Raw genomic sequence first — 21907 nt, 5'->3', positions numbered from 1 at the left:
AGGATCATCAGAAAGCTCTAATTGGTAGTGTAGACTAAAGGAAATCGAGGTTTTGGGTAATCTTAAAAGACCACGAAGTGGTCGAACCTTCAATAACCCTCGGTGCAACCGGGGGTAGAAGATAAGCAATACACCACGACCCCGAAGTGGGTCGAACTGTTAATATTTGAGTTATTAATTCAGCTTTTTCAGGAAAATTAAATAATCCTTAACAAGGACTCGAATACTGGAAGGCTACTAAATATTCCTTCCCAAAATATAGAATAAACCCATCGTCTCTACCCTCGAAGCTTCCTGCTAAATGATCAAGATGTATCCTTTTCGGTTCATTTATCTGGATAGGGCTGGCCTTTGACCCAAAGTATTCTTCCAGTTCTTTTCTGGTTGATTTACCTGAAAAAATTAAGTCTCCATATTTCAGTTGGGTTTTACCTTCAGGATCAAATTCAATTACATCTATTTGATAGCCCTGTTGGGAATTACCAATCCAAGTCTTTTTCGGATAAATCAATTCATAATAGTTTTTTTTCTGCTCTCGGTTTGAAAAGTATCCACATTCATAGTCCGTTTCTGTAAGAGCTACATCTCCATAGGTCCTCTTAATTTGTTCCTCTGTAGTCTGAAAACAAGAAATCCCATCTAAGGTGAATTTAGAAGCATCAAAAGTTCTTTCTTCTTGAAAGAATGAAGAAAAAAAGCTGAGGATAAGTAGAAAAATTGGTGTCATTTTTTAAAAATTAACGGGCCGCGGCTTGCTGAAGGCGGGGTTTCGGGGCAACCAACTGTCAGCCACCGCCAATTTAAATAAAACCTGTAAACTTTCGGCTACCACTTCATCCCCGCTTTTGCCAAGCCACTATTGGCAGTAGTTTTTTATTTCAGAACTGCTGAGCCAATTACAACGCAATAGAGTATAATATTGAAAGTCACGTCAAAAATTGTGATTCGTCTCCTGCTAGAGTCATGTGTCCAAGAAAATTGGTTAAATGTATTAACTAGTGGTTTGGAAATAAGTCGCTTCATAAAAATGTTACATAACTGATACACTATAAGAAAGAAAAATAAAGTCCTCAAAGCATTTGTCCCACTATTTGTGACATAGATGTTAAACTTACTTTTTTCATAAAAGTCCATAGTTCGTGAAATTGAGAAGTCTGGAGAATCTTTTGTCCACCAATAAACTAACAACATTATTATTGATAAACTAAGCCAAGCCAAATAAGTATTGAGATTGTTAAGGTCAACTAATGCACTTGAGACTAATAAACTCATTGAAAGTCCAAATGAGTAAAGAAATATTAAAACACCAAGTGTCCCATTTTTAATTAAATTCAATTGATATGTACTCAATAACAAAATTCCTATTGAAATAGCTATTACAAGGAAAATCCGTTGTCGTTTTGGAATATGAGTGTCTGTCGTCATAAAATTACTGCCAACAATTAGTATACGAAACTACTATCGAATTTGCCACTTTATAAAAAGTCGTTTTTTACTATCTAAACCGAAATATCAATCATATAGCTCTACGATCACCTCGATTTCAACAGCCATATTGTTGGGTAGGGCAGCTACTCCTACGGCAGAACGGGCATGTTTTCCTTTTTCTCCAAATACTTCGACCATCAAATCGGAAAAGCCATTGATTACCGCTGGTTGGGCGGTGAAATCAGGATCTGAGTTGACCATACCCAAGACTTTTACGAATTGCTTGATTTTACTCAAATCTCCCGTGGCTTTTTTCAGCACAGCGATCACTTCCAAGCCTGTTTCTTTGGCCGCTTCATAGCCTTCTTCCTTCGTCAGGTCTGCACCTACTTTTCCAAATACATCCGGGCCAGTTCCCGCTAGGTATAACATGTTTCCTACCTGTCTCCACTTTACATAATTGGCGATAGGGGCTGAGATTTCTGGAAGTTCATAGCCCAGTTCCTTGAGCTTTGCCTCTGGGCTTTGAGTTTGAGAAAATGAGATTTGGCTGAAGCCAAGGATTAAAAAAGATAAAATCAGGATGTTTTTCATTGGATATTTGCTTGTATGAAACTAATCTAGCGGAATATTACTAAAAAGTTGCCTGAGGGCATCGCTGCTTATGGAAAATGTAGAAATTCTTCCGTTTTCACCTGAATTAAAACCCTACTTTAATTCAATTAATAGAGTTTGGGTCGAGGAGTTGTTTGAAATTGAACCTTTCGACAAAGAGCAATTGGAGAATCCTGAGAAATATGTTTTGGACAAAGGAGGGGAAATCATTTTTGCCAGATCTGAAGGAAAAATCGTCGGAACTATAGGCCTCGCTAAAGTGGATGAGACTACTTACGAAATGATCAAAATGGGCGTGGACAAGTCCGCTCAAGGCAAGGGTGTTGGGATGATTTTGGCAAAAGAGATTTTGAAAATAGCCAAGGAAAAAGGTGCTGATAAGGTGATTTTATATACTCATTCCAAGTTGAAGGCAGCTATTTCGATTTATGAGAAGCTGGGATTCAAGGAAATACAGCTTTGCAATGACAAATATGTGAGATGTGATCTAGTGATGGAATTAGATTTATAGTTGTCTGATTTACTGATATTTATCAGCTATATCTCTGATATTCCTTTAGATAAATATTAGAGGAAAATTTGGATCTTGGCTTAAACAAAAAACAAAATAGCCATGAAAACCATTATCGTTCCTTTTGATTTTTCGACCTATTCCTTGGCCGCGCTAAAGACCGCCCAAAAGATTTCGAATAAGAGTGGTTCTAAAATTATTGCTGTCACAGTGATCCCTTCAGATTTGGATTATGAAAACCTGACTGAGGAAGCGAAAAAGAAGTTTACCGAGATCGCTGAGGAGAAGGAGGAAGCTCAATCCATCTTGCCCAAATACATCGATGAGGTAGCCCCATCCAAATCCGAAATTGAATTTGTTGTAAAAGTCGGTACGCCGAGTGAGCGAATTCTCAAAGCAATTCAAGAATATGAGGCAGAATTAGTGGTGATGGGAGCCCATGGAAAAGGCTTTGCCGAAGGGAAGTTTATCGGCTCTACTTTGCAAAAAGTCATGAGAAATGCAGCTTGCCCAGTTTTGGGAGTGAAGGAAGCATTGGATGGTAATGACCTTCGAAAAGTAGCCTTTGCTTCTACCTTCAATGAAGGTTCCAAGAAAGCTTTCGAAACACTAAAATCCTTGATCAAACCTTTCAAATGTAGCGTTCACTTGCTTTTCGTGAATACTCCAGAGCATTTTACAGCATCTGATATCATCAAAACTGGGATGGATTCCTTCCAAAAAGGACATGAAGAAATCGTGTTTCACCAACATGTCTACAATGCAAATGAAGTGGAAAGCGGCCTAATCAACTTTTCCCAAGAACATGGAATCAAATGGCTTGTGGTAGTTTCTGGACATCATGAAACCAGTCCTTCTTACCAAGTAGGAGTGACGGAGACAGTCTTATTCAAAAGCGACTTGGGAGTCTTGAGTGTGAAAATCTAAGCCTTGGGCTCTGGAGAGTCCATAACTGCTTGAATTGGGTGCTTTGCGTGAATAACCGAAGCACCCAAATTGTATAATCCCCGGATATATTCTTTGATCACATTGGATAAAGTTGAAAAAGGGATGTCGGTTTTATGACTTTTGGCCTCGATATAGATTTCTTCTATTTCTTTTTCACTGTCACTTTCCAAAAGCTTGACCCAATCTGGAATCTGCTCATTTTCTAGTTCTTGTGCTTTCAGTTCATCGATCTTTTCCAAAGTTTCCTTAATCTTACTTTGAATGGTTTTGTAAAGATTTCTTGGAAGGTTTCTTTCAGCATCCTCAATATCTTTCAAGTTTTGAGCTATTCCCTTGAAAGCCTTTGCTGCATACACCATCATGCGTAAAGAGAGCATCAAAGAGGTTAGTCTTTTTGCTTCCAATTCAGTCATTGATTCGCTTTGAAGCTTGATATGATAGGCAGTTAATTCATCCTCAAGGACCTTTATTTCATTGTATTCCTGAATGATTTCAAATGGATGTCCAAGAACCCTTTTCCAAATGGAGACTTGCATGGGTGATTCCTGAATATTTCCACTGATATGAAGGATAAATTGCTTTACTCTTTCGTAAACCAAATCCAAATCCTTTTCCAAAGCCTTCAGAGCAGCTTCTGGAATGGAAGTTTCCACATTTTGAATATAGACAGTCAGGTGTTCTTTCTCTTTGACAAATCGTCTTTTGAGCCACTTTCGGATTATTCCCAAGAAAGGGTAGAAAAGCAGGATTCCAGCTAGATTCATAAAGCTGTTGAAGATCACCAAGTCGATCAATGGATCTTTTCCAAAAGCGAGAGATTGAAGGAAATTCAAAATCAGGTGCAAAAATGGAAGGATTAGAATCCCTGTTGTCAAATTGAAAAGGAGGTGAAATGATGCCAACCTTTTCTTATCAGGAGTTCCTTGAAAAGCTCCAAAAATAACAGTGATGGTGGTTCCAATATTAGAACCAACGGTAGCTGCAGCTGCTTGATCTAAACCTATAAATCCTGAATGAAGTGCACTCAATAGGATTACCAAAGTGGCCGAGCTTGATTGAATTAGGGCTGTCAAACCGATACCAGCAAGGAAGAAAAAGAAAGTAGGGACATCCGAAAACTGACTTAAGTCGACTTGGTTAGCCAGTTCTTCAATTGAAGTTTTCATTAATTCGATTCCGTAAAAAAGGAATCCAAATCCAAGCAGGAGAATGCCAATATTTTTTAATGTTTGGCGATTGGTAAAGAAGATATATACCAGCGCACCAATTCCGATAAAAGGAAGCGCTATGGAAGCAATGCTGACTTTGAAACCTAATGTTGCAACAATCCAGGCTGTAAAAGTGGTGCCCAAATTGGCTCCCAGGATTACTCCAAGGGTGTTTTTTAAACTGATCAATCCAGCTCCCAAAAAAGCCAAAACCATTAAGGTGACTAAGGAGCTACTCTGAAGAATTGCGGTAATGAAAGTGCCCGTCAGAACTCCTTTCCAGGGTTTATTGGTGAATTTTTGAAGCAAGTTTCGGAAAGAGTGACCTGCCAGATTTTTCAACCCGGTTTCCATTTGGTTCATCCCCAAAAGAAAAACTCCCAATCCGGCTACAAACTCCCAATAGTTAAATGTTTCCATTCCTTGCGTTCAAAGTAGAATCTTTTGGGAAAATAAGGGAAATCCTATTCTTGAAAAATGATAAAATTCAGGATTACCAGAATCGGAATCGTTTTTCATAGATTCGATTACGGAAGATCCAGTTCTGGAAGATATCTTCTGAGAAGTGGATTTCCAGACCGACATTCACGGTCATGTAGCCATCAAATCGATGTCTCAACCCTGAGCCTCTACGAATTCGGCCTCCATTTCTAAGGATTTTATCTACATCTGGCAAACCATTGTCATCCATGAAGTTTGGATTCCTGATAGCCAGACGAAGTCGATCAGGATTGTTTCCGCTGACATAGTCTTCTACCAAATCCAAATAGAATTCACTGACATTATATGCAGAAATATCATCCATATAATCTGACAAGGTGAATCGATAGTTCCCTTCGAAAGTCAAGTCCATGTAGACATTGAGCTTGTACTTAAAGCCTAAACCCATTGGGAAAGTGATGATATATCGCTCGTAGGGATTGTTTTCAAGCTGGAGTGGTCTCAAATCCACCCATTCTCCATCCAGTTGAGTTTCAGGATTATTGGTGGTCATTCCCACACCGAAGAAGATATATGGATTCCATAAGGGTCTGTGGATATTTGGAACCTTTACTGGATGCCAATAGTATTCGATGATTCCAGCCATTTCCCAGTTTTTGGCCCGGAAATTTAGATTTCTTGGTGTTCTATATGCTCTAGGGTCGGATGGAGGATCTTGACCAGACATTTTGATGTAAGAAAAATCCCCTCTTGCTCTTAGGTGCGTTCCAAAGGTATAGTGAAAGGCAATATTCGCATTCCAGTCTGGCTGTACACCCTCGCTGTATTTCCAAAATGAATAAAGTTCTCCGAAATATTGTGAAGGCCCAATGCTGGCTGAGAAAGACCAAGGCTCCTCAAAGCGGTAACGGTAAAAACTTTGCGAGAAAGCTTCACTGCCTAAGAGGAAAAAAAGAAAAACTAGTAAAACCTTTCTCATTATTTAGCTATATGCCTAAACTTTTCGAAAAATAACTTTAATCGTTCAATTTCAAAAATATTAACATGAGGCTTTTAAGCTCAAATTATTGAAAGTGAAAATACTATTCTTGCTTTTCGAAGCTTGATTTGATATGTAGATCTCTTTGAGGGAATGGGATTTCAACGCCTTCTTGACCGAATTTTTTAAAGATTTCAAAATAGAGCTGGCTCTTCAAGACTTTAGGTCTATTGATGTATTCAGAGGTCCACACCCGTAGTGTAAAATTAATACTACTATCGGCATATTCATCAAAAAGGACATCCGCTTCGGGTGTATTACGAACTCCTGGGTTGTTTTTGGCAACATCCAATAATATGTTTTTGACTTTTTCTGGATCCTCCTTGTAAGAAACTCCCACAGGGAAATTGAACCTTACCATTCTATCACTATGGGACCAATTAATCACCTGACTGTCAATAAACTGACTATTGGGAACGATGATGGTGATATTATCATTGGTAACGATCATGGTTGATCGAGCCGAAATTTTGATTACATCTCCATTGACATCACCCACTTCGATTCTATCTCCAACCTTGATCGGTTGCTCAAATAGAATAATCAATCCAGAAATAAAGTTGTTTGTGATGTTTTGCAAACCAAAACCAATACCGACACCGACAGCACCAGCAAGAACTCCCAATGCACTCAAATCAATTCCATTGGTTTGGAGAATGGTAAATACACCAATTATTATAAGAATGTATTTGACGAGCATTCCAATCGTCTGACGCGTCCCGATGTTGATTTCATATCGGGTCAGAATTTTGTTGACAAGGATTTTTCTAAATAGCTCTGAAATCAGAAAAACTGCGACAAAAGAAATGATCAATACTAAAAGTAATCCTAGAGTTAGATGCGATTCTCCCAGTCTAAAAAGACTTAGGTTCATCAATTTTTCTATCCATTCCAGTAAATGAAAATTATCTAAGCTATTTGATGTGGAAGTTGCAAGAGTATCTGATTGCATGCGGTAATTATTGCTCCTTAATTCTGTAATTTTGGGTTAAAATATGAAAAACTAAACCTAAAACACTTTTAAAGATTGACTTGTTATAATTTCAATATAAAATTTTGTTAAGGTTGACAAAAGCTGTGATTTCTGAAATTTTCAATTGACTTTCTGTAATTTTGAAATATGAGTAAGCATAAAGAAGAACTCGAACACCGACTGAAACTCCGGAATATCAAACTGTCTGATTATGATGATATACGGGAGATCATGGTGGCGATTTATAAAAATAAAGGAGGGGCTTGGACTCGTGAGGAACTGAAAAATCAAATTAAAGCTTTCCCGGAAGGTCAGATTTGTATCGAAGATAATGGGAAAGTTGTGGCCGCGGCTTTGAGTTTGGTGGTGGATTATGCCCGCTTTGGTGATAATCATACTTACGATCAAATCACAGGCTTCGGTAAGTTTGATACACATGACGAAGAAGGAGATACCTTGTATGGAACCGATGTTTTTGTACATCATGAATATCGAGGTATGCGATTGGGGAGACGTTTGTATGATGCCAGAAAAGAGCTTTGCGAAAACCTGAACCTTAGATCGATCATTGCTGGGGGTAGAATTCCCGGATACTCCAAATATGCGGATGAGATGACTCCTCGGAAGTACATCGATCTGGTCAAAAACAAAGAGATTTTTGATCCGGTACTTTCGTTTCAATTGGCCAATGAGTTTCACGTAAGGAAAGTAATCACCAAGTACCTTCCTGAAGATACTGACTCCAGAGCCTATGCTACTTTGCTCGAATGGATCAATATCTATTATGAGAAAGACGAAAAGCTGATCGGTAATAAAAAGTCAATTGTTCGTCTGGGTTTGGTTCAGTGGAAAATGCGTCGCTTTGCCAATGTGGATGATTTGATGCAACAGGTTGAGTTCTTTGTGGATACGATCTCAGGCTATAAATCTGATTTCTGCTTATTCCCTGAATTCTTCAATGCGCCTATGTTGGCTGAGTTCAATGATATGGATGCTTCAGAGGCCATCCGGAATTTAGCTGATTATACAGATGAAATCGTTGCTAGAATGAGTGAGTTGGCGGTTTCTTATAATGTGAATGTTATTGCCGGTTCCATGCCTGAATATGATGGGAAGAAACTCCGAAACGTGAGTTATCTCTGCCGTCGAGATGGTACCCAAAACAAGCAATACAAGCTCCACATTACTCCTGATGAGTCGGCCTATTGGGGGCTTCAAGGTGGAAACGGGATCAACGTGTTTGATACCGATGCAGGAAGAATCGGGATTTTGATTTGCTACGATGTGGAATTCCCTGAATTGGGCAGAATATTGGCTGAGCAGGATATGGATATTCTATTTGTTCCTTTCTGGACGGATACCAAAAATGCATTCCTTCGTGTAAATACATGTGCAAGATCAAGAGCGATCGAGAATGAGTGTTATGTAGCGATTACAGGTTCGGTGGGTAATCTACCGAAGGTTGAAAATATGGACATCCAGTATTCTCAGGCGGCTATTTATTCCCCATCTGATTTCTCTTTTCCTCATGATTCGATAGTCGCTCAGGCATCAGAAAATGCCGAAACCACCATCGTTGCAGACGTGGACTTAGATTTATTAACCAAACAAAGAAAAGCAGGTAGTGTGCGTAACCTAGAGCAACGTAGACTGGACCTTTATTCAATTCAATGGAAGCAGAAGAAATAGTCAATAGCTATTACTCGCATGTCTCTGAGGAGCTGTGGGAGAGAGCAAAAAGAATAAAATTACTCATCACTGACGTCGATGGAGTCTTGACAGATGGTGGAGTGATCTACGATGACAATAAAATCGAATTCAAGAAATTCAATGTCAAAGATGGATTAATCGTCCATCACCTAAGGAGAAGCTATATCATGGTTGGTGCGATCACAGGTCGATCATCTCAAGTCGTGATGAACCGTTGTGAAGAATTACGTTTTGACTTCCATTACCATGGTGTCAAAGACAAATTCAAAAAGCTTACTGAGATTCTAGAGACGATGGAAATTGCTTTGGAAGAGGTTGCATACATCGGCGATGATCTGATTGATTTACCGATTTTGACGAAAGTAGGTTTGGCAGTGGCTCCTGCGGATGCTTTGGCCTATGTGAAACCTTACGTGCATTATGTTTCTCCATTGGATGGAGGAAAAGGAGTGTTTCGTGAGACAGCAGATTTAATTTTACATTCCAAAGGAAGACTTCTTCCTTTGATACAAACCTTTATAGAAAAAAATGATGAATAGAACCTCCAGCACCATGCAAATCCGAGAAGGGATTGTATTGGGATCCGAGAAACCGGTTCTTTTTGCTGGTCCTTGTGCTGTAGAAAGTTTCGATATCTGCATGGAAATTGGCTCTCAAGTGAAGGAATTGGCTGATAAAAATGGCTTTTCTTATGTATTTAAAGCCTCTTTTGACAAAGCCAACAGAACATCCTCAGGCTCGTTTAGAAGTATCGGAATGGACAAGTCTTTGGAAGTCCTTCAAAGAGTCGGGAAAGAATTAGGTGTGCCTTTGGTGACGGATATTCATGAAAGCTATCAAGCGAAAGACGTGGCAGAAGTCGTAGATGTACTTCAGATTCCTGCTTTCCTTTGTCGCCAGACTGATTTGTTGCTAGCTGCAGCAGAAACAGGAAAAGCTGTGAAAATCAAAAGGGGACAATTCATGGCTCCTGAGGATATGCAATATGCAGTCAAAAAGGTAAGAAATGCCGGAAATGATAATGTCTGTTTGACGGAAAGAGGCTTCTCTTTAGGCTATCACAATTTAGTTGTGGACATGAGAGGATTACCTATCATGAGACAATTTGCTCCAGTGGTATTTGATATTACCCATTCTGTTCAGCAACCGGGAGGCCAAGGTGGTACCAGTGGTGGACAAAGAGAATTTGCTCCTATTTTGGCACGAGCTGCAGCTGCAACTGGAATTGATGGCTTCTTTATTGAAACTCATCCAGAGCCTGCAAAAGCCTTGAGCGATGGTCCAAATTTGATTCCTTTGAAAAAAATGAGTGAATTCCTTCCGATGCTGAAAGAGGCATGGACTTTGGGAAGGAAGTTTCAGGATTTTAAAGTCGAAGATTAATATGAAATCAACAATTTTTAGATATAACCGAGTGCTAATTACCTCGGTTTTTCTTTTTTTATCAATTCAATACTCTTTTGGTAATCAAGAGGATATAGCCAATCAGATCAGGTTTAGGTTCGAGACTGATCAGCCGAAAGAAAGATTGGAAATCCGTGATATTCCACTTGCTTCCGGTGATGGTTTGTTTCCATTTTATACAGCCAGAGAATTTGAACCAGTTTGGTCGGAAAATGGTATTTTGAAGGAAATGGCTTATGAGTTACGCTTCGAGATCAAGCAGGCCAAATACGATGGTTTGAATCCCAAAGATTATCACTTGGATCTCTTTGATGCATTTTTTGAGTCTTTTGAGCAAAACAAAGAAGCGGGAGTTACAAATGAGATAGCAGATGTCGCAGATTTAGATATTTTCTTGACTGATGCATTTTTCAGATTAGCCGAGGATTTGGAAGTTGGAAGAGTGGATCCTTCAGTTCTAAAAGCTGAGTGGGAAATTCCCCCAATTGTTGCGAATACAGATTATGGACATTTGTTGACTGAAGCTACTCAAGGTGGCCAATTGAGATCTTATTTGGTGAGCCTTTATCCAAAGTTTATGATGTATAGAAATGGTCGTGAAGTCTTACGAGCCATGGAAAACACTGAAGAAAAGGACAGCTTGGATTGGAAAGAAATCAAGATCAATAAATCAATCAAGCCGGGAGATTCCAATTCAGATATTCCTTTGATCCGTGAGAGATTAAGGTTTTGGGGATATTTGAGTGATTCTTCAGATGTCGGTTCTAAAAATTACGATTCTGCCTTAGTAGATGCGGTGAAGGAATTCCAAAAGGAAAATGGGATGGAGGATGATGGAATCCTAGGGAAGCTTTCCATTTTGGCTTTGAATCAGTCCCCTGAAGATTTAATAGATAAAATTTCTGTCAATTTGGAAAGGATGCGATGGCTACCAGATACGGTTGATAATTCTGAGTTTATATTGGTGAATATTGCCAATTTTCAATTGGATTTGATCGATAAGTTGGATACGATCCATTCTGCAAAGGTGATCGTAGGAAAGCGCTACCATGAATCTCCAATATTTATGGCGGATATGAGTTATATCGTGTTCAGCCCTTATTGGAATATTCCTTATTCCATTACCAGAAATGAGATTTTGCCATCCATTCGAAAGAATCCGAATTATTTAAAGGAAAAAAATATGGAGGTGGTGACTTCAGCTGGCAAAGTCGTTGATCCATCTACCATTGATTTTAGCTCAAAGTCATTTCCGTATTGGATTCGCCAAAAACCTGGTGGAAGTAACTCTTTGGGTTTGGTTAAGTTTATGTTCCCCAATAAACATAGTGTCTACATTCATGATACGCCTGCCAGATCCTTGTTTTCTAGGGAGGACAGAGCACTTTCCCACGGATGTATTCGCTTGCAGGATCCAGCCAAATTTGCTCAAATTCTATTGGAGAGTAATAGGGGATGGACACCTCAGAAAATCAATGAAGCTATGCATCTGGACCATGAGGAAATTGTGAATCTGGACCGCAAAATTCCTGTCGTGATTCTGTATTTGACTTTTTGGGCCGATTCCAATGGGAAAGGGCATTTCCGACCAGATATTTACGATCGGGATCAAGAAGTGCTGAAAGCATTGAGGAATTAACTACCATTAAAATCTTGTTGTGGCTTTTCCACAATGATGGGAAAAATATTCGCAAACCCACCCAAAATTACAATTGGGTGGGTTTGCTGTTTTTGAGTAAAATGCTCATTTCAAGCGATCTGAAGCTGTTTTTATGAAATCCTCCAAATTTCCGCACTTGATTTGAAATCTAAGAGGTAGTTGTTAAAAGCTAAATCTTTTAGAATATGAAAAATAAAGCGTTGTTGTTTACTCTGGTTTTTGCGCTGGTAGCAGCAGGAATTTGGGTGGTATATAGAATGAATCGAACTGATTTGACTGAAGCAATCGAATCAAGATTTGTTTCGGAAAATGAAAATGAGGTTTTGATGTCAAAAGATATCAGCCTGACTCACTTTTCTAAAATTCAGGAGTTTTATGAGAATCGAGGGTATGAAGAAATTTGGTCTACAAATGGGAAAATCAATTCTCAGGGGGAAGATCTTTTAAATGCCATCTCCGAAGTAAAATATGATGGTTTGAGACCTTCGGATTATCATCATGAATTCCTTAAAAATATAGAAGCCCAAATACAGGAAAAGAAGAAGATCTTACAACCGAAATCTTCTCCTGAATTGGTGGATTTTGAATTGGTCATGACAGATGCCTTTTTGGATTTGGTCTATGACCTGAAGTTTGGGATTGTTTCCGAAAAGCAAAGAGGTAATTATTGGAAGTTACCAGCTAAAAAGGAAGAATTTAAACCAATGGACGCCTTGGCAGAAGTGGCAGATGGAGAGAAAGTCGAAGACTTTTTGGAAAGCCTTTACCCGGATTTAGCCATGTATAAAAAAGGGAGAGAAGTTTTGAAAGAACTTTATGCAATCAATGAAGAAGATACTTTGACTTGGAAGCCGGTTCGATTTGAAGAAACTTTGAAAGTGGGTGATGAAGATCCAGCTGTTCCAGATTTGAGAAAAAGGCTTCAGTTTTGGGGTTATTTAAGTGATTACAAACTAGATAATCCAAATCTATTCGATTCTTTGATGTTGGAAGGATTGAAAAATTATCAGACAGAAAATGGGATGAAGCCTGATGGGGCGATCGGTAAATTGACGGCTGATTTTCTAAATGATTCTCCTGAAAAATTGATTGAAATAGCTTCAGTCAACATGGAGAGAATGAGATGGTTACCTGAGATGGATTGGGATCAAGAAATGGTCTTGGTCAATATCGCTAACTACCAATTGGATTACTTGACGAAAGGAGACACAACTCTATCTGCCAAGGTGATCGTTGGTAAGGAATATAACGAGTCTCCTGTATTTACGGCTCCTATGAGTTACATCGTATTTAGCCCTTATTGGAATATTCCTCCTTCTATTATGCAAGGTGAAATCATTCCAGCTCTTCAGAAAAACAAGAATTATTTGGCTGAGAAAAATATGGAGGTCGTATCTAGTTCTGGAGAAGTTGTGGATCCTCAAAAGATCAATTGGATTAGAAACGAAGCTAATAATTACCGAATCAGACAAAAGCCAGGTCAGGGTAATTCATTGGGGCTGGTAAAATTCATGTTTCCCAATGATTATAACATTTATATCCACGATACTCCAGCCAGAGGACTTTTCGAAAGAGAAACCAGAGCCTTGAGTCACGGATGTATTCGTATCCAGTATCCAGATCAATTCGCACAAGCCTTATTGCATGATGATGACTGGACTTCAGATAAAATTCAGGAAGCTATGCATTTGGATAGAGAAGAGGTCGTGAATCTAAATAGGGAAGTTCCGGTAACGCTGTTATACTTGACCTTCTGGGCAGATTCCAATGGGAAAGCCCATTTCAGACCGGATATTTATAAAAGAGATACCGAAGTGCTAGAAGCCATGAAGAAAGCTTAAGGCTGTAGCAAAGCTGAGGCTTGCAGATAGGAAGGATCGTTGCCAAATACAAAAAGCAATGATCCTTCTTTGATGTAATCTATAGCTTCTTTTGAAATCTCAGAGGGAAGGGCAGGACAACCTAGACTTCTACCTAATCTGCCTGTAGCTGCTGCAAATTCCTCTTTGGCATAATCCGCTCCATGAATGACGATGGCCCTATTTCTAGCCTGATCATTGAATCCTTTTTCTAAACCGTCTAATCGAAGTGAATAGCCATGTTTTCCAAAATAAGTTTCAGCGGTTTTATAGAAACCCAGACTGCTTTTATACGATTCAGGTTGGTTTGAGAAGGATTTAGCCATCAATTGACCTGAATTTCTTCCATGAGAAACCACTGTGTTCAACAGAACTTTTGCTGCATTCATATCAATGACCCACATGCGCTTTTCTGTTGAAGGCAAACTGAAATCAATGATGGTCAAAATAGGATTGTTGATGTTTCCTTGGAGCTTTTCCCATCCGTTTGCTGCCAAATCAAACACTTGCTTCGAAGGCAAGGCAGCTGTAAGGTTAAGAAGTCTATCATAAACTCCTTCAGATTTCTCTGTTGATGGGGAATAGGTATGAGTCGGAATTTCCGGTTCAGATAGGGTGAGTAAGCTGAAGACCAGAAACAGAATAGGTAGTTTTAGCATATGCTCAGGGTGAATAGCAAAGTTAAAGCCAATTATTGTTTTGATCAAAATTCTGATTAGCAGAAGATTATGATTCTTGTCAGAATTCCGGGTTACTAATAAGGGGAACTAAGAATGGGGTGCTTTTCGTTCCATTCTTGGTGAAAAAATCAGATTCTTGGCTCAGCCGAGAAATATGGTTAGTTTTGCGCCTCTTTAAATCAAATTAATCTGTTGGAAAGCAAGGACTTGAAGATTTGTTTAGATTTTAATGAGTAAAAATTAAACAAAATAGAGCCACTTGCTGTTCAGGAAAGGTAAATGAAAGTAAAAGTATTTCGTAAGGAGCATTTTAATGCAGCGCATAGATTAAACAATCCGAATTGGTCTGAGGAGAAAAATCAGGCTGTTTTCGGAAAATGTAACAATCCTCATTATCATGGTCATAATTACGAACTGATTGTCACCCTCAAAGGGGAAATCAATCCTGAAACAGGATACGTATATGATATGAAACTGCTTAGTGATTTGATCAAGGAGCACGTTTTGAGAAAATTTGATCACAAAAATTTAAACCTAGATACCGATGAATTCACGAATCTTAACCCAACCGCTGAGAACATTGCAGTGGTTATTTGGAATATTCTAAGGGAAAAAATTGATCGGAAACTCGAGTTAATAATTCGACTTTATGAAACAGAAAGAAACTTTGTTGAATACGATGGGAATTAACATCTCCCGCGCTTCATTTGAGGAAATCGGTGAAGAACATGTTGGAACCTCCTTAGAAACTCCTCTCAGAGAGGATGCTTTCGAAATGGACGATGATCTTAAAGTTGAGTTGATCGAGAAGCATTTCCGAGAAATCATGAATATTCTTGGGTTGGATTTGACTGATGACAGCTTGAAAGGTACGCCTCACCGAGTAGCAAAAATGTATGTGAAAGAGGTGTTTGCAGGATTGAATCCCAAAAACAAGCCTACTGCCAAACTTTTTGAAAACAAGTACAAGTACAATGAGATGTTGGTGGAGAAGGATATTACTTTCCACTCTCATTGCGAGCATCACTTTGTGCCAATTTATGGAAGAGCTCATGTTGCCTATATTTCAAATGGAAATGTGATTGGGCTTTCAAAAATCAATAGAATCGTCCAGTATTTTGCGAAAAGACCTCAGGTTCAGGAGAGATTAACCATGCAAATTGGAAATGAGTTGAAAGAAGCTTTGGGGACAGAAGATGTAGCAGTGATCATGGATGCTTACCACATGTGTGTGAGCTCCAGAGGGGTGCAGGATACCAATAGCTCGACAGTTACTTCTTTCTATTCCGGGAAGTTTGAAAAAGACGAACAAGCTCGAAATGAGTTTTTGAAATACATTAGTCTCGAAAAATAAGTGGGACATACTAGACCAACGACAAAGCCAAGCAGGAATGCTTGGCTTTTTTTATTTTCAACTTACAATTTATTCTATCAACATTCATTTCGAAAAAAAATCCTCAATCTGTTGAATTCTTTTCACAGTTTATGTCTGTAAGTATCTGAAAAACTGATATTTAAATGGTTTAAGAGGTTTGGAATAGTTTTGGCGACTTTATAGGTGTAATCCTAAAGGAGGTTTGAATTAGAAAGCTCTTTATAAGGGTGGATAAGGCCTGTGATATGGTTGAAATAAGTGCATTTCCTTTAGACATGTTTCACCTAAAATTCAAGGACCAATGAAAAAATTAAGCTATTTCTTATTATTTACAATACTATCATTAACCATAGCTTCTTGCGCCCAGAAAAGTATGAAAGTGGTTACTAGAGAAGATGGTAATGCAAATTTATCTGACTATGACACCTATGCTTGGATTTCTGAAAAGGAATCTATTCCTAATGCATTTGCTATAGTGAGTCCAAATGAAGCCTTGGTATTCAATAATCAATCTTCTCAAAAAATGATAAAAGAAGCAGTAGAACTTCAAATGAGAGCTAGAGGTTTTGCAGAAGATACCTCAGAACCAGAGATGTTAGTCAATTTTGTAGTATTGGAAGAAGATACTGAGTTGAGAAAATATATCCTGGATAATGGACAAGATTACCTTGGCTTTGGACCAAGGTCTGAGTCAGTGCAGATGGTACCAGTTGAAAAAGGTACCGTATTAGTCAATTTTATGGATTCAAGGTCAGGAAATCAGATCTGGCAAGGGTTTGCTTCTGGAGCTTTAAATGAATCTGATATTGAAAATATGAGTGTGATGCAGGAAAAAGTTGGAGCTATATTTGAAAACTTTGACTTTGACCAATTTGAAACAAGCTCTCAATAATTATTGTATTACATGTTAAATAAAAACCCGAGTTTATGACTTGGGTTTTTATTTAAAAAGCCTAGATTATCTTTTTACGAATTGCGTTATTATTATTTTATTTTTTGAACTTTGAAATTTTTTTCATTTGTGTGGTCCCATCTTCCAATCTCATTCCCTTTGCTATCTTCTAAAATATACCTATCTACAATTAGCCAAAACCTTAAGTAAAAATCTTTTTCATCATCCTTTTCGGGTTTTTTATAGGTGAATTTTATGGCTTTTTTAATGTTTTCCTCTTGTGACCTTGTCTCTGTATCCAATAAGGTTGTTTGGTCTTTAAATTGGTAGGCTAGGTTAAGTGTAGCCCCAACTTCATTTGTAGCTGTTGCAGAAGCTCCACCCTCCTCAACACCCATTTCAGCCGATTTTTTTCCATATAAATTGATTGAGGCATCGAATGTAGTTCCAAAAGTCTTTTCGATACTTTTGTATGAGTCAAATTTAAAAGAGGAAATTATTTCTTCTGAAATTTCGGAGGTAAGGTAATCCGAAATCAAGACTTGATTCAATTGTTCAGAACTCCATAACTTTTCATGAGTAAGGTAATAATAGGGGGAGAGAGCTATTTGATCACTCTTAGTTCTGTATTTATTATCATTTATCAATGAGGCTGGAATGGCTTCAACTGATATTGTTTTTTTATTCCATTCTTTTCCATTTGTAATCTTAAAATCAGCAGGAGAGGTGAAATCCTTTTCCAACAATGTGATTTTTTCTTGAATTTTATTAGGGTCTGGTTTTACAAAATCAATAGCCTCAAATTTTAATTTGGTTTGATCTTTTGAGCTATTGGAAGGGAAAACATATCTATGGGATGCAAAATCCAAATACAATTTCGTTCCTTCACCTTTCAGATAATACCATTCAGCTGATTTGTCTTTTTCGACAAGAGGCGGCGGTGCGTTAAAAAACTCGAACCGTTGAAGGTCACTATCTTTTGGTGTTGCCAATAAAGCGCGATCACTTTCCATTTGGACCAGAAAATCAGGCCAGCCAAGAACTATTATTCTAAAAAGCCCCTTTTTGTCTGGGTCAGGGTAAATTTGAAATTTGAAAAACTCATTAGGAATGCCATTTGGAGCAGGGTAACGCATCAAATGACCACTAGTACCGGATCCATATTCTTGGCAAAGAAAGTCTTTCTCAAAGGTTGTTTTGATTAAAAAATGACAAGTGTTTTTTAAAATTGTATTTACTATCTCCATTTTTATAAAAATTATCTATTGATTTATAATATAAAGACAATTAATTAAACTAAATATTTTCTCGGACTATTTAGAAAAGTTTCAAATGCGAACTGTTAATTTAGAGTATAATGTGGTAACCTTTAAACCATTGATCAGGACCATTTTTTTGAGATAGTCTAATGATTGTATTTTCTATTTTTAATATTAAGGTGATGGCTAGTCGGTGTACGTCAACTTTTGAAAGATTTAATAGGAGAGATTTCTAGTTGGAGGATACCATTCTATACTAATTGTAAAAATGTGAATTGGTAATGAGGATCAAAAAACCTAGGAAGGAGTGTGGCCAATTACTTTGGAATCCAAAAAAGGACTTTTGTATTCCGTAAATGCCAAGTTGGGGGAAGATCCAGACTCAATCGAAAAAGATGTTCAGACCTTCTATTTTTATGAGTTGATTAGGTAGATTTATGGATGAAGACTTCCGTTTTTCCTTTCCTTATCTCTTTATCCCTACTATTTTCTTGCAGTCAAAAATCTTCTAATTCTCCTTTGATTCACACAGTAAAAGGTGAGATTCCCATTGACTCCATGGGCTTAACACTCATCCATGAGCATATGTTGGTAGATTTTATTGGGGCAGATTCAGTTTCTCAGGATCGCTATAATCGCGAATTGGTTGTTGAAAAAGTATTGCCCTATCTGCTTGAGGTGAAACAATATGGTGTAAAGACCATATTTGATTGCACGCCATCTTACTTAGCAAAAAATCCCATTTTGTTGAAGGACTTAAGTGAGAAATCAGGAATTCAAATAGTTACAAATACAGGTTTTTACGGTGCTGTGGGAGGGAAATATTTGCCGAATTTTGTCTTTGAAGAAAGTGCCTCTGAAATAGCGGAGAGATGGATTTCAGAATTTGAAAATGGAATAGAAGGAACAGGGATTAAACCCGGCTTTATAAAAATCTCTGTTAATGAAGAGGAACCTTTGCGAGGAATAGATGCCAAATTGGTGAAGGCAGCAGGAATCACGTATCAGGAAACTGGGCTTCAAATTGTCTCACATACCGGAACCTGGAATACAGCCCGACAGGAAATTGAGATTTTGGAAGAAATGGGAATCAATCCTTCCACTTTTGTTTGGGTGCACGCTCAGGCTGAGCAGAATTTTCAGAATTATCTAAAAGCTGTTGAAAAAGGCATTTGGATAAGTCTGGATGGAATTGGTTGGGGAACCGAGGAGTATGTTGAGAGACTCCATTTTGCCAAAAATAATGGGATTTTAGACCATATTTTGATTTCTCATGATGCAGGTTGGTACGATCCGGGGAAGCCAGATGGAGGCGATTTTCAACCTTTCACAGGTATTTTTGAGAATTTAATGCCTGCCTTGAATGAAATGGGATGGTCACAAACTGATTGGGAATTGCTTTTAATTGAAAATCCAAAAAAAGCTTTTGGAATCCTGGAAGTAGAAATGAATTAAACTTCAATTGTCCTTCTTTCTTCTCATTTCTGATATTCTCATAGGCATTTGATCGATCGTTCCAAAGAGTTCTTGGATAGTCAATAAGTCTGTTTTTCGAAGCTTGACTCCACCATCCAATCCGATTAAAAGGACTTCAAATTTTAAGTGAGAATCATTCAATTTTTGGAATTCAACTTCTGAATTATCACAATTCTCATTCTCTACCAATCCTTTTTTAACCTTTCCATTGATGGATTGATAGATGACTATTTTACGATCATGAATTCCCTCAGTATCTTTTTTAAGTTCTTGGAGTTGATTTTGAAAAGTACTATTCGTGGTATCATCTGAATAAATAACTACCAAACGATCTTTCCATTGATGAGAAGAAAGACTCTGAGCATTACTTGGAGAAATGATCATATATAAAAATGCTATTAAGAAAAGTCTAAGATTGACCATATCAACCTAACTAACCCAAAGAGATTTGGTTTAAAAAAGATTGATATTATCCCCTAAATGTTGGGATTCATTGCTGGATTTATTGACTACCCAGTTTTTTGGTAAGGCTTGATGAAATCTTATTCAATTTGGATTCAGACTTTGATTGATTGGATTCAGGAGAAAGGTCTGAAATGGACATTAAGGCTTTTTGATACCAATCATTCCAAGTTGAAATTATATCCATTTCCACTTCTTTGGAACCTCCATTTTTGATTTCCTCCAGGCTTAATTGGTATTCAATTTTCAATCTCTTTTTTGCATCTGCCAAGATTGTTTTAGCCAAAAATTTGGCTGTTTTATCATCACCGTTCAATAAAGTGTATGCACTAGCTAAAGCGGCAGTTCCGACATTTTTCAATGTTTCCTGAGATACTTTATCCAATCTATCTTGGTCAGTGTGATAAAACTGATCAGTAAAGTGCCAAAGCAAGAGACCCGGAATATTGGCCTGAAGGAATGGGGTGTGATCTGAGCCACCTTCGAATGGATTGGTTTTGACAGTCCAATTGGCATAGCTGCCCTGAGCTTTAAAAACATTTAAAATGAAATCATTAAAGTAATGCGGCTTCATGTCTTCTTTTTTCAAAGGCCTGCCACCCCATTCGGTATGCTGATCATTCCCTCTAGTCCAGATCGCACTTGGATCAGGCATCTTTTCAATCAAGAAAGAGCCACCTGTCACATCGGTATTTTCTCCTACCATGTCCAAAGAGATTCCCCATAGGATTTCAGGCTCTCTTTTTTCTTCTTCTTGGATATACCTTCTGGTAGATATGATTTCATCTCCCCAAAGGAATGTCAATGTTCTGTCAAGGTCTAATTTATTTTCCTGAATCAGCTGGGCAGTGATTTGAGCCATCTCTAATTGAGTGCCCACACCCGTTGCATTGTCATTAGCTCCAGGCTCCTGGATATGTGCTGAGAAAACTAAGCTTTCAAATGGTTTTTCCGAACCCAAAACATTTGCTACGACAGTCAATTCCTCTGATTCGTAAATCTTGGTTTCTATACTAACAAGAACCTCTACTTTCCCTTTAGCCAAAGCTGCTTTCAATTTCTCTTTTGCTTGAAAGGAAAGAGCTAAAGCCCAAGCAGGAGAATCAGCTTCATATCTTAGGCCTCGAAATTGAATGGAATTAATATTTTTCTCAGGTTGCAAATAAGAAGGCATGTCATAGGTCAAAGCTCCTAGGGCACCTTTTTCTTTGATAGCCGACTGAAGTGTTCGGTAACTCACGCTGTCAGAAAACAGGATCTTTCCCTTCAGGTCTTTGGTTTCTAAAACCTCTTTGTTGGGGATATATACGATTTCCGCCTGGACGCCGCCTTTTGGAGTTGAGCTAGAATAGGTGTAGATCATGTTTCGATTACTCGAGGATTTGAGTAAATCCGTGCTTTCACCTACGATTTTCAAGCTGGCAGAAACAGGCTCCCAAGTTGGGCGGTTCATTTCTCTTTTTTCGATTCGATAGGTTAGCTTGCTTTTTGCACCCGCATTTTCTTCCAAAACATATCCAGCTTCATCCAAGCGTTTAGTAATCCAATCCACTGAATTATTGAAGCCTGTATTTCCGGCGATTCTCCAGTATTGTTCCACAAAAGCAACAGTTTCATAAGCCAAATCACCCTTGAACTCTGGTCTGATCATTTCGAAATAAGGATCTACTTCTTTTAAAATAGGGGCTTTTTGAGCCAGAACTACTTGGGAAATAAAAATGAAAGCGAATAGAGGAACGAATCTATGATACATGGCAAAGCCTGGTTTTTGATTTGGGAGCTCTAAATACCTACATCTTCTTTGAAAATGGAAGCCGTTCGAAAAATTAACTTGGGACCCACTTGGTACAAAATACCAGGTTCAATTTCCAAAGCATGATTTCAAAAAAGGTGAATTTTGCAATTTTTCAATTTTAAAATCTTTCAATTTCTGAGAACCAAACATTATTCTGTAAAATTTAGCAGAA

20 protein-coding genes are annotated in these 21907 nt (G+C 38.1%); 11 read left to right on the top strand and 9 right to left on the bottom strand.

All coding sequences use genetic code 11. From position 1 onward, the window contains the following. Window positions 1-208: 208 nt before the first annotated feature. Window positions 209-727 (bottom strand): hypothetical protein, encoded by a 519-nt coding sequence (locus BUF13_RS04460; protein WP_073570514.1) that lies wholly within the window; start codon window positions 725-727, stop codon window positions 209-211. A 785-nt stretch (window positions 728-1512) separates the two neighbouring features. Continuing rightward, window positions 1513-2022, bottom strand: a complete 510-nt coding sequence (locus tag BUF13_RS04455) for a RidA family protein (RefSeq protein WP_073570513.1) — start codon at window positions 2020-2022, stop codon at window positions 1513-1515. A gap of 70 nt (window positions 2023-2092) precedes the next feature. Between BUF13_RS04455 and BUF13_RS04450 the strand changes: the two genes are divergently transcribed. Together BUF13_RS04450 and BUF13_RS04445 are read left to right on the top strand one after the other, a co-directional pair. Then, window positions 2093-2554, top strand: a complete 462-nt coding sequence (locus BUF13_RS04450) for a GNAT family N-acetyltransferase (protein WP_073570512.1) — start codon at window positions 2093-2095, stop codon at window positions 2552-2554. Between the two features lie 102 nt (window positions 2555-2656). Further along, complete coding sequence (locus BUF13_RS04445) at window positions 2657-3481, top strand: universal stress protein (protein ID WP_073570511.1); 825 nt, start codon at window positions 2657-2659, stop codon at window positions 3479-3481. Here BUF13_RS04445 and BUF13_RS04440 read toward each other — a convergent pair. The 3 genes from BUF13_RS04440 to BUF13_RS04430 form a co-directional block, all read right to left on the bottom strand. Next, a complete protein-coding gene (locus BUF13_RS04440) occupies window positions 3478-5130 on the bottom strand; it encodes a Na/Pi cotransporter family protein (RefSeq protein ID WP_073570510.1) in 1653 nt (550 codons plus the stop codon). The genes BUF13_RS04445 and BUF13_RS04440 overlap by 4 nt on opposite strands. Window positions 5131-5203: 73 nt before the next feature. After that, window positions 5204-6130: a hypothetical protein gene (locus BUF13_RS04435; protein ID WP_073570509.1), complete on the bottom strand. Its 927-nt coding sequence runs from the start codon at window positions 6128-6130 to the stop codon at window positions 5204-5206. Between the two features lie 103 nt (window positions 6131-6233). Beyond that, window positions 6234-7142, bottom strand: coding sequence for a mechanosensitive ion channel family protein (locus BUF13_RS04430; protein ID WP_073570508.1), 909 nt, complete (start codon window positions 7140-7142; stop codon window positions 6234-6236). Window positions 7143-7310: 168 nt separating this feature from the next. Here BUF13_RS04430 and BUF13_RS04425 point away from each other — a divergent pair, with 168 nt between their 5' ends. From BUF13_RS04425 to BUF13_RS04405, 5 genes are all read left to right on the top strand, one after another. Then, on the top strand, window positions 7311-8852 hold the full coding sequence (locus BUF13_RS04425; RefSeq protein WP_073570507.1) for a bifunctional GNAT family N-acetyltransferase/carbon-nitrogen hydrolase family protein: 1542 nt from the start codon (window positions 7311-7313) through the stop codon (window positions 8850-8852). Further along, complete coding sequence (locus BUF13_RS04420; RefSeq protein ID WP_073570506.1) at window positions 8834-9412, top strand: KdsC family phosphatase; 579 nt, start codon at window positions 8834-8836, stop codon at window positions 9410-9412. The genes BUF13_RS04425 and BUF13_RS04420 overlap by 19 nt, the downstream gene beginning before the upstream one ends. Further along, window positions 9405-10256 carry a 3-deoxy-8-phosphooctulonate synthase gene (kdsA, locus tag BUF13_RS04415; protein WP_073570851.1) on the top strand — a complete coding sequence of 284 codons (852 nt, stop codon included), beginning with the start codon at window positions 9405-9407 and terminating at the stop codon, window positions 10254-10256. The genes BUF13_RS04420 and kdsA overlap by 8 nt, the downstream gene beginning before the upstream one ends. A gap of 1 nt (window position 10257) precedes the next feature. Further along, window positions 10258-11916 carry a L,D-transpeptidase family protein gene (locus tag BUF13_RS04410; protein WP_073570505.1) on the top strand — a complete coding sequence of 553 codons (1659 nt, stop codon included), beginning with the start codon at window positions 10258-10260 and terminating at the stop codon, window positions 11914-11916. A 206-nt stretch (window positions 11917-12122) separates the two neighbouring features. Beyond that, window positions 12123-13778 (top strand): L,D-transpeptidase family protein, encoded by a 1656-nt coding sequence (locus tag BUF13_RS04405; protein ID WP_073570504.1) that lies wholly within the window; start codon window positions 12123-12125, stop codon window positions 13776-13778. On the opposite strand, the gene BUF13_RS04400 is transcribed toward BUF13_RS04405, so the two are convergent. Beyond that, the gene (locus BUF13_RS04400) at window positions 13775-14503 is read right to left on the bottom strand and encodes a murein L,D-transpeptidase catalytic domain family protein (protein WP_243839694.1); all 729 of its coding nucleotides are present in this window, start codon (window positions 14501-14503) and stop codon (window positions 13775-13777) included. The two genes, BUF13_RS04405 and BUF13_RS04400, sit on opposite strands and share 4 nt — an antisense overlap. Before the next feature lie 252 nt (window positions 14504-14755). On the opposite strand from BUF13_RS04400, the gene BUF13_RS04395 reads away from it, so the two are divergent. From BUF13_RS04395 to BUF13_RS04385, 3 genes are all read left to right on the top strand, one after another. Beyond that, a complete protein-coding gene (locus BUF13_RS04395) occupies window positions 14756-15166 on the top strand; it encodes a 6-pyruvoyl trahydropterin synthase family protein (protein WP_073570502.1) in 411 nt (136 codons plus the stop codon). After that, window positions 15126-15830 (top strand): GTP cyclohydrolase I FolE, encoded by a 705-nt coding sequence (gene folE / locus BUF13_RS04390; RefSeq protein WP_073570501.1) that lies wholly within the window; start codon window positions 15126-15128, stop codon window positions 15828-15830. Before BUF13_RS04395 ends, folE begins: the two co-directional genes overlap by 41 nt. A 322-nt stretch (window positions 15831-16152) precedes the next feature. Beyond that, entirely contained in the window at window positions 16153-16743 is a 591-nt protein-coding gene (locus tag BUF13_RS04385; protein WP_083586368.1) for a DUF4136 domain-containing protein, read from the top strand. Between the two features lie 92 nt (window positions 16744-16835). Here the strand turns inward: BUF13_RS04385 and BUF13_RS04380 are convergent, their stop codons facing one another. Then, window positions 16836-17618 carry a hypothetical protein gene (locus tag BUF13_RS04380; protein ID WP_166669809.1) on the bottom strand — a complete coding sequence of 261 codons (783 nt, stop codon included), beginning with the start codon at window positions 17616-17618 and terminating at the stop codon, window positions 16836-16838. A 903-nt stretch (window positions 17619-18521) separates the two neighbouring features. On the opposite strand from BUF13_RS04380, the gene BUF13_RS04375 reads away from it, so the two are divergent. After that, window positions 18522-19457, top strand: a complete 936-nt coding sequence (locus BUF13_RS04375; protein WP_243839693.1) for a phosphotriesterase family protein — start codon at window positions 18522-18524, stop codon at window positions 19455-19457. A gap of 3 nt (window positions 19458-19460) precedes the next feature. Here the strand turns inward: BUF13_RS04375 and BUF13_RS04370 are convergent, their stop codons facing one another. Further along, on the bottom strand, window positions 19461-19901 hold the full coding sequence (locus BUF13_RS04370; RefSeq protein ID WP_083586367.1) for a DUF4174 domain-containing protein: 441 nt from the start codon (window positions 19899-19901) through the stop codon (window positions 19461-19463). 79 nt (window positions 19902-19980) lie between these two features. Further along, window positions 19981-21693, bottom strand: a complete 1713-nt coding sequence (locus BUF13_RS04365; protein WP_073570496.1) for a M28 family peptidase — start codon at window positions 21691-21693, stop codon at window positions 19981-19983. Window positions 21694-21907: the final 214 nt, after the last annotated feature.

The organism is Algoriphagus zhangzhouensis, from assembly GCF_900148515.1.
In the GTDB taxonomy this organism is placed as follows: Bacteria; Bacteroidota; Bacteroidia; order Cytophagales; family Cyclobacteriaceae; genus Algoriphagus; species Algoriphagus zhangzhouensis.
The sequence above is the reverse complement of the archived record's forward strand: the minus strand, read 5'-3'. Positions and strand labels throughout refer to the sequence as shown.

Excerpts from the sequence above, each read along its gene's own strand:
- BUF13_RS04365 (WP_073570496.1), bottom strand. The coding sequence starts at position 21,693 with ATGTATCATAGATTCGTTCCTCTATTCGCTTTCATTTTTATTTCCCAA.
- BUF13_RS04455 (WP_073570513.1), bottom strand. The coding sequence starts at position 2,022 with ATGAAAAACATCCTGATTTTATCTTTTTTAATCCTTGGCTTCAGCCAA.
- BUF13_RS04395 (WP_073570502.1), top strand. The coding sequence starts at position 14,756 with ATGAAAGTAAAAGTATTTCGTAAGGAGCATTTTAATGCAGCGCATAGA.
- BUF13_RS04435 (WP_073570509.1), bottom strand. The coding sequence starts at position 6,130 with ATGAGAAAGGTTTTACTAGTTTTTCTTTTTTTCCTCTTAGGCAGTGAA.
- BUF13_RS04410 (WP_073570505.1), top strand. The coding sequence starts at position 10,258 with ATGAAATCAACAATTTTTAGATATAACCGAGTGCTAATTACCTCGGTT.
- BUF13_RS04425 (WP_073570507.1), top strand. The coding sequence starts at position 7,311 with ATGAGTAAGCATAAAGAAGAACTCGAACACCGACTGAAACTCCGGAAT.
- BUF13_RS04405 (WP_073570504.1), top strand. The coding sequence starts at position 12,123 with ATGAAAAATAAAGCGTTGTTGTTTACTCTGGTTTTTGCGCTGGTAGCA.
- folE (WP_073570501.1), top strand. The coding sequence starts at position 15,126 with ATGAAACAGAAAGAAACTTTGTTGAATACGATGGGAATTAACATCTCC.
- BUF13_RS04445 (WP_073570511.1), top strand. The coding sequence starts at position 2,657 with ATGAAAACCATTATCGTTCCTTTTGATTTTTCGACCTATTCCTTGGCC.
- BUF13_RS04460 (WP_073570514.1), bottom strand. The coding sequence starts at position 727 with ATGACACCAATTTTTCTACTTATCCTCAGCTTTTTTTCTTCATTCTTT.
- BUF13_RS04440 (WP_073570510.1), bottom strand. The coding sequence starts at position 5,130 with ATGGAAACATTTAACTATTGGGAGTTTGTAGCCGGATTGGGAGTTTTT.
- BUF13_RS04370 (WP_083586367.1), bottom strand. The coding sequence starts at position 19,901 with ATGGTCAATCTTAGACTTTTCTTAATAGCATTTTTATATATGATCATT.
- BUF13_RS04430 (WP_073570508.1), bottom strand. The coding sequence starts at position 7,142 with ATGCAATCAGATACTCTTGCAACTTCCACATCAAATAGCTTAGATAAT.
- BUF13_RS04385 (WP_083586368.1), top strand. The coding sequence starts at position 16,153 with ATGAAAAAATTAAGCTATTTCTTATTATTTACAATACTATCATTAACC.
- BUF13_RS04420 (WP_073570506.1), top strand. The coding sequence starts at position 8,834 with ATGGAAGCAGAAGAAATAGTCAATAGCTATTACTCGCATGTCTCTGAG.
- kdsA (WP_073570851.1), top strand. The coding sequence starts at position 9,405 with ATGAATAGAACCTCCAGCACCATGCAAATCCGAGAAGGGATTGTATTG.
- BUF13_RS04450 (WP_073570512.1), top strand. The coding sequence starts at position 2,093 with ATGGAAAATGTAGAAATTCTTCCGTTTTCACCTGAATTAAAACCCTAC.